Source organism: Desulfogranum mediterraneum DSM 13871, assembly GCF_000429965.1.
In the GTDB taxonomy this organism is placed as follows: Bacteria; Desulfobacterota; Desulfobulbia; order Desulfobulbales; family Desulfobulbaceae; genus Desulfogranum; species Desulfogranum mediterraneum.
The window spans coordinates 195,785-202,460 of sequence record NZ_AUCW01000013.1 but is presented as its reverse complement, the minus strand read 5'-3'; the positions used below and the strand labels follow the sequence as shown (position 1 = coordinate 202,460).

Here is a 6,676-nt window from a genome sequence, read left to right as displayed (position 1 = left end):
TGCCACTCCGGGGCGATCATGGGTGGTGGCCGCCGTGGCGACCACTCGATCACCGCAGCCATCAAGGAGCTGCTGGCCGCCGGCTCCGGCCAGGTGATCATGACCGCGGCCACCGGTTCCTCCTTTTCCCTGGAACGTCCCGAATGGGGCCATGGTGCCTTTACCAAGGCCCTGCTGGAGGGCTTTGGTGCCGCCAGCGGTCGCTTGCAGGCGGATTACGATCAGGACCGGGTGGTGACGGTCAAGGAGATCGATCTCTATGTGACCCGGCGGGTCAAGCAGCTCACCGGCGGCCGGCAGAAGCCCACCACCATCATCCCGGACTCGGTCCCTGATTTTGCGCTGACTGCCAGGTGATGGAAAGTCAGTTTGAGCCGGGAGTTGTCTTTGCATCTGAAGAATTCCAGGCTCCCTTGAAAAATTGTTTGTTCTTCCAATCTCTGCGTTATGGTAAAAAAAAATTGTCCTCGGAATATCAGTTGCCTGCCTGCGGGGAAATTTTCCCCATGCCTTGATCGTGATCGAAAAATCTCATTTTTTAAAGTACCCTCCAGCTGAACAAGAGCTGATACTATTTTTTGGACAGAGGGCCGGGCTTGCGTCTGGCATGGCTAGGATGAGAGGAGATAAGGTTGGACTATGGAAGCGGAATTGATTGAAATAGTGGGGTTTGTTTCTCAGTTTCCACCCTTTGACAGCCTGCCTGAAGAGGCCCTGGAAGAGGCTGTGCAGCAGGTTGAGATCTCCTATCATCGGGCCGGGAGCATCATCCTCAACTATGGTGATCCCATCCACCATCTCTATATGATTCGCAGTGGGGCCGTGGAGGTGTTCAGGCGCAACGGCAACCTCTACAACCGTTTGGATGAGGGGGATCTCTTTGGCCAGTACGGCCTGTTGATGAACAATACCATCCGTTTCCCGGCCAAGGCCATGAAAGACACCCTGCTCTACTCCCTGCCAGAGCGTGTCTTCAGCCAATTCTGCGAGAGGTATGAGTCGTTTTCCGACTTTGTCGAGCTTGAGGGGAGCAGTCGGCTGCGTCAGGCTGTGACCACCATCTCCGCGGTCAGCGATCTGATCACCTCCAAGGTCACAACCCTGCTTACCAGGGAGGCCTTTCTGGTGCCCGGCGACATCTCCATCCAGGAGGTGGCCCGGATCATGAGTGCGGAGCCCCTCTCTGCGGTGTTGGTCATCGATTCGCGGGGTGAGGGAGAAACCCTGGAAGAGGGGGCGATTGCCGGTATCCTCACTGACCGGGATCTCTGTACCCGGGTGGTGGCCTGCGGTCTTCCCGGGTCGACGCCTGCCGAGGAGGTGATGTCCACCGAGTTGGTCTCTCTGGATCACAATGCCTATGTCTACGAGGCCATGCTCACCATGCTGCGCTGCAATATCCAGCATCTGCCGGTGCTGCGTAAGGGGGTGCCGCTGGGGGTGGTGGAGATCAGCGACCTGGTTCGCTATGAATCACAGAACAGTCTGCTCCTGGTCAACTCCATCTTTCAGCAACCCTCGGTGAGCGAGTTGATCAGCCTTTCCCAGCAGGTCAAAGACTGTTTTGTCCGCCTGGTCCACGAGGATGCCAACTCCCATATGATCGGCAGCGCCATGGCCGTGATCGGCAGGAGCTTTATCCAGCGTCTGGCCGAGCTGGCCGAGGAGTTTTTGGGAGAGCCGCCGGTTCCCTACTGTTTTCTTACCCTGGGTTCCATGGCCAGGGATGAGCAGCTCGTGGTTACGGATCAGGATAATGCCCTGATCCTGGATAACGACTATGACCCCAAGGAGCATGGCCAATACTTCCTGGAGTTGACCACCTTTATCTGTGACGGCCTGGCCGCCTGCGGCTATCCCCACTGCAGCGGGGAGATCATGGCCAGCAATGAAGAGTGGCGCAAGACCCGTCGTCAGTGGGAGGCCTGCTTTAGTGATTGGCTCGATAATCCCCAACCCCAGGCACTGCTGCACTCTTCGATTTTTTTCGATCTCGACGGGGTCTGGGGGCGGCTGAAGTGGGCCGAACAGCTCAACCGTTTTATCGCCCGCCGGGCCCGGGAGAACGGCCGCTTTCTGGCCTGTCTGGCCCGTAACGCCCTCAACCGCAAGCCGCCCCTGGGTTTTTTCAAGGACTTTGTGATGGAAAAGGATGGTCGCCAGCGGGGTTCGATGAACCTGAAGCGCAGGGGAACCGCCCCCCTGGCCGACATCATCCGGGTGCACGCCCTGGCCGTGGGCTCCTGTGCCCAGAACTCCTTTGAGCGGCTTGAGGAGGTCATCGATGCCGGCATCCTGCCCCAGGGTCGGGGGGCGGATCTGCGCGATGCCATGGAGTTCATCTCCATGGTCCGGATTCGTCACCAGGCCCTGGATCTCCAGGAGGGGGTGGAAGCGGATAACAATATCGAGCCGGAGAATCTGTCGGATTTTGAACGGCGTCATCTCAAGGACGCCTTTCAGATCGTCAGCAATGCCCAGAATTTTCTCAAGTTTTGTTATCAGGGAGGTCGGCTCAGTTGAGGTGCCGGCCTGGAGGGTCATGAAGAGAGCAGTGCGGAAACCTGGTCAGGATGTTTAAGCGTCTGTTGACCCAAGAGGGGCCCGAGGATTGGGCCGGGCGTATTGCCAGGGAGTTGGCAGAGGCACGGGATGAGCGACTACGCAATTTTTACGGCGCAGCCCTGGTCGATCCGGATCTCCCCCTGGAGCAGGTTCCTCTGGTGGCCCTGGATTTTGAGACCACCGGCCTTGATCCCAGGGTGGATGAGATCGTCTCCATCGGTCTGGTCCCCTTTAGCCTGACCGCCATCTCCTGTCGGGGTGCCCGCTACTGGCTGGTCAACCCCAGGGGGGAACTGGCAGAAGAGTCGGTCTTGATCCATGGGATCACCCACGCTGATTTGCGCCGGGCCCCTGATCTGAGAAAGATCCTGGAAGAGTTGTTGGCCGCCCTGGCCGGCAGGATGGTGGTGGTCCATTACCGACGGATGGAACGGCTTTTCCTCAACAAGGCCCTGTTGAGCTACCTCCATGAGGGGATCACCTTTCCGGTGATTGACACCATGGCCATTGAGAGCACCATCCAGCGGAGACGATCCAGCGGACTGGCCAACCGACTGCGCGGGCGTCGGCCCCTGTCCGTGCGCCTGGCCGCCAGCCGCAGCCGTTACGGCCTGCCCTTTTACCAGCCCCACCATGCCCTCACCGATGCCCTGGCCACGGCCGAGCTGTTCCAGGCCCAGGTGGCTCATCACTTCTCCGGCCAGACCACCCTGGGGCAGCTCTGGCTGTAACATGCCGGCTCCACGGCATAAAAAAAACCTGCAGGCCGGGGCCTGCAGGTTATCTGCCTCTATTTCCTGCCAAGGACTATCTCACCGGCCTGGGTTCGGTCCTGAAACCTAGGATCAGCGACACGCACATCAGCAAGAGGATCACCGTAAAGGGCAGGGCCGTGGAGATGGCTCCGGCCTGCAGGGCCTGGATCGCCTCGGTGCCGCCGATCCAGAGCAGGGCGGCGGCGATGGCGCCTTCAATGGTGGCCCAGAAGATCCGCTGGGGTACCGGTGCATCCAGCTTGCCGCCGGCGGTGATGGAGTCGATGACCAGCGAGCCCGAGTCCGAGGAGGTGATGAAAAAGACCAGCACCAGGAGGATGGCGATCACCGAGAGCAGGGTGCCCATGGGCAGGGCCTCAAACATCTCAAACATGGCCAGGGGCACCTCGGTCAGCCCCTGGGCACCAAGGCTGCCCACCTTATGCATCACCTGGTCGATGGCAATGCCGCCAAAGACCGACATCCAGACGATGGTGACCATGGTGGGAATGAGCAGCACGGCGATGACGAACTGACGCACGGTGCGACCCTTGGAGACCCGGGCGATGAACATGCCGACAAAGGGGGACCAGGAGATCCACCAGGCCCAGTAGAACACGGTCCAGCCCTGGAACCAGGCCTCATCCTCCCGGCCGATGGGATTGCTCAGGGGGATGATGTTCTCCAGATAGGCGCTAACGGTCTCCGGGATGGTGCCCATGACAATGGCAAAGCCTGCCATGGTCACAAAGAGTACCAGGGCCAGGGCTATCAGCATGTTGACATTGCTCAGGATCTTGACGCCCCCTTCAATGCCGCGGATTACCGAGGTGACGGCCAGGGCGGTCACCCCGATGATGACGACCAACTGCATGCCGATGCCGCCATCGAGGCCGAAGACGTGGTTGATGCCGCTGGCCGCCTGCTGGGCACCCATGCCCAGGGAGGTGGCCAGGCCAAAGAGGGTGGCCAGGACGGCCAGGATATCGACGACGTGACCGGCCCAGCCCCAGGCACGGTCGCCCAGGATGGGATAGAAGATCGAGCGGATGGAGAGGGGTAGTCCCTTGTTAAAGGCAAAGAAGGCCAGGGAGAGGGCCACCACGCTGTAGATGGCCCAAGGGTGCAGGCCCCAGTGGAACATGGTGGCACCCAGGGCCAGCCGGGCGGCCTCAGGGGTGTTGGGCGCCACATTGAGCGGGGTCTTGTACCAACCGGTCAGGTAGGCCACCGGCTCGGCCACCCCCCAGAACATCAGGCCGATGCCCATGCCGGCGGCAAAGAGCATGGCAAACCAGGAGAGGGTGGAGTAGGCTGGGGTGGCCTTTTCGCCGCCCAGGCGGATGTTGCCGTAGGGCAGGACGATCAGGGAGAGGCAGAAGAGGACCATGATGTTGCCGGTCCAGATGAACAGTTGATCAAAGTTGGCGATGATCTTCCACTTGAAGCCGTCCAGGGTGGCCTTGGCCACTGCAGGATCAGTGACCAGGGTGGCAATCAGAAAGAGGGCGATCAGGCCGGCGCTGATCCCGAAGACCGGATTATGGACATCAAATCCCCACTTGGTGATGTTATCCTGGCCCACGGTGTAATCCGTGTTATCGATACTGTATCGATCTACTTTTCGTGTTTTTGGCATTTTTGGTACCTTGGTTGTGGCAGTACCCTCATCGCTTCGATGACACGACTGCAGCCAAGGGAGCCGGAAGACGATCTGGAGAGGATCTGCTGGGAGTAGGGGGGTGAATACGGGGTCTTTTGCTAAAGCTAAAGGGACGAACCATAACAGCCCATCGCTAAATCGCAAATCAAAATTCATGAATTGGTTTATCAGAAAAACTGATACAGGGGGCAGCGACCGTTCGTCGGCTGGCAGGGGGGCGATTGAGGGCGCCGAGCGAACCGTTCGCCTCTATCCGCTGCTGGTCTTTTTCCTCAACTGCCACTTCTGGGCACCGGTGTTTTTCCTCTATTTTCAAGGGTACTGTACGGTTGCGCAGATATTTGTCCTGGAGGCGATCTACTATTGCAGCGTCTCGCTGTTTGAGGTGCCCTCAGGCTATCTTGCCGACCGCTATGGCCGCAAGTGGGTGCTGATCCTGGCGATCTCTGCTCTGGCCTGGGGCTCGCTGTTCTTTTTCCAGGGTAGCGGTTTCTGGCACTTCAGCCTGGGGCAGCTCTTTATGGCTGCAGGCTTTGCCGCCCTCTCGGGCACGGACACCTCCCTCCATTATGAGGCCTTGAAAGAACTGGGCAGAGCAGGGGAGTATACCAGGCGGGAGGCCCGAGCCGCTGGGCTGATGCTCTCTGCCGGGGCGCTTTCCGCCACCATCGGCGGGATTGCCGGTATCTTCTCCCTGAAGCTGGTCTACCTGTTCACCCTCTTCAGCCTCTGCTGTGCGCTGGCCTGTGCGTTCTTGATGGAGGAGCCGGCAAGGGCAGGCAGGGGCGGAGAAGCGGCCAGCTTCCCACTTCAGCTGCGACTCCTGGTCCAGAGGGCTTTTGGCTGGGAACTGCGCCCCCTGCTGCTCTATAGCGTCTTCATGACCATCCTGGTACATATCCCCTATGAGCTCTATCAGCCTTACCTGAGAGGCCTCGATATTGGTCTGGTCCGGAGCGACTCGCTCTTCACCGGCCTGCATCTGGCCGTCGCCATGTTGGTCGGTGCCTGGAGCACGCGCTACATCACCCGTCTTGCCGGGCGGTATGGGGCCTGGCCGCTGTTGTTCTTTCTGGCGCTTTTTCTGGTGGTCCTGATCGGTCTGATGGCCCTCTTTTCCCAACTGCTGGTGGCCGGCCTCTTGCTGTTGAGGGTGGTCCCCAAGGCCATGAGCACCCCCGTGGTCTACGGTCTGCTTGCTCCCCGTCTTCCCGACTGCCAGCGCAGCAGCTATCTCTCGCTGCAGAGTTTGTTAGGCCGGCTCTCCTATGGGGCGGTGCTGTTGCTGATGACCGTGATCGCCGCTGTTGCCTCTGATCCTGTCCGGGGAGCCCTGATCGGGGGCGCGATCCTGGGAGCGGTGTTGCTGCTCTGGCTCTGGCTGGAAAAGAGCGGCAGCCGCGGGGCGCAGTGGGAGCTTCCCCTCTCTAGCCTGGAGGAGCCTCCGAGCCGGTAGCTTCCGGTACGACTCGCTCTCCCTCCCCTTATCCTGCCGGCGTTGCAGCCGTGCTGAGTATCCTTACCCTCCTGCTCTGCCCATGATTCCAGCAATGGCTTCGTCCCCAGGTCTTCATCAATCAGGAAGTTTTGTCAGTTGAAGCGATCGAGGTGTCGATAATCAAGCGTTTGCCTGCTTGTCGGAATAGGGTATGATTCTGCGGCTCTTCCGGGCGCATTGCTGCCTGCCACCCGG

The 6,676-nt window shown here is 59.9% G+C and carries 5 protein-coding genes; 4 read left to right on the top strand and 1 reads right to left on the bottom strand.

Annotation, left to right across the window (positions count from 1 at the left end):
• The 3 genes from G494_RS27145 to G494_RS0106475 form a co-directional block, all read left to right on the top strand.
• Nucleotides 1–357: caspase family protein (locus G494_RS27145; protein ID WP_028583878.1), on the top strand; the 357-nt coding region annotated here is incomplete at its 5' end.
• Nucleotides 358–639: 282 nt separating this feature from the next.
• Entirely contained in the window at nucleotides 640–2,523 is a 1,884-nt protein-coding gene (locus tag G494_RS0106480; RefSeq protein WP_028583877.1) for a DUF294 nucleotidyltransferase-like domain-containing protein, read from the top strand.
• 50 nt (nucleotides 2,524–2,573) lie between these two features.
• On the top strand, nucleotides 2,574–3,296 hold the full coding sequence (locus G494_RS0106475) for a 3'-5' exonuclease (RefSeq protein WP_028583876.1): 723 nt from the start codon (nucleotides 2,574–2,576) through the stop codon (nucleotides 3,294–3,296).
• Between the two features lie 76 nt (nucleotides 3,297–3,372).
• On the opposite strand, the gene G494_RS0106470 is transcribed toward G494_RS0106475, so the two are convergent.
• The gene (locus G494_RS0106470) at nucleotides 3,373–4,959 is read right to left on the bottom strand and encodes a BCCT family transporter (protein WP_028583875.1); all 1,587 of its coding nucleotides are present in this window, start codon (nucleotides 4,957–4,959) and stop codon (nucleotides 3,373–3,375) included.
• Between the two features lie 178 nt (nucleotides 4,960–5,137).
• On the opposite strand from G494_RS0106470, the gene G494_RS0106465 reads away from it, so the two are divergent.
• Nucleotides 5,138–6,439 (top strand): MFS transporter, encoded by a 1,302-nt coding sequence (locus G494_RS0106465; RefSeq protein ID WP_028583874.1) that lies wholly within the window; start codon nucleotides 5,138–5,140, stop codon nucleotides 6,437–6,439.
• Nucleotides 6,440–6,676 lie beyond the last annotated feature (237 nt).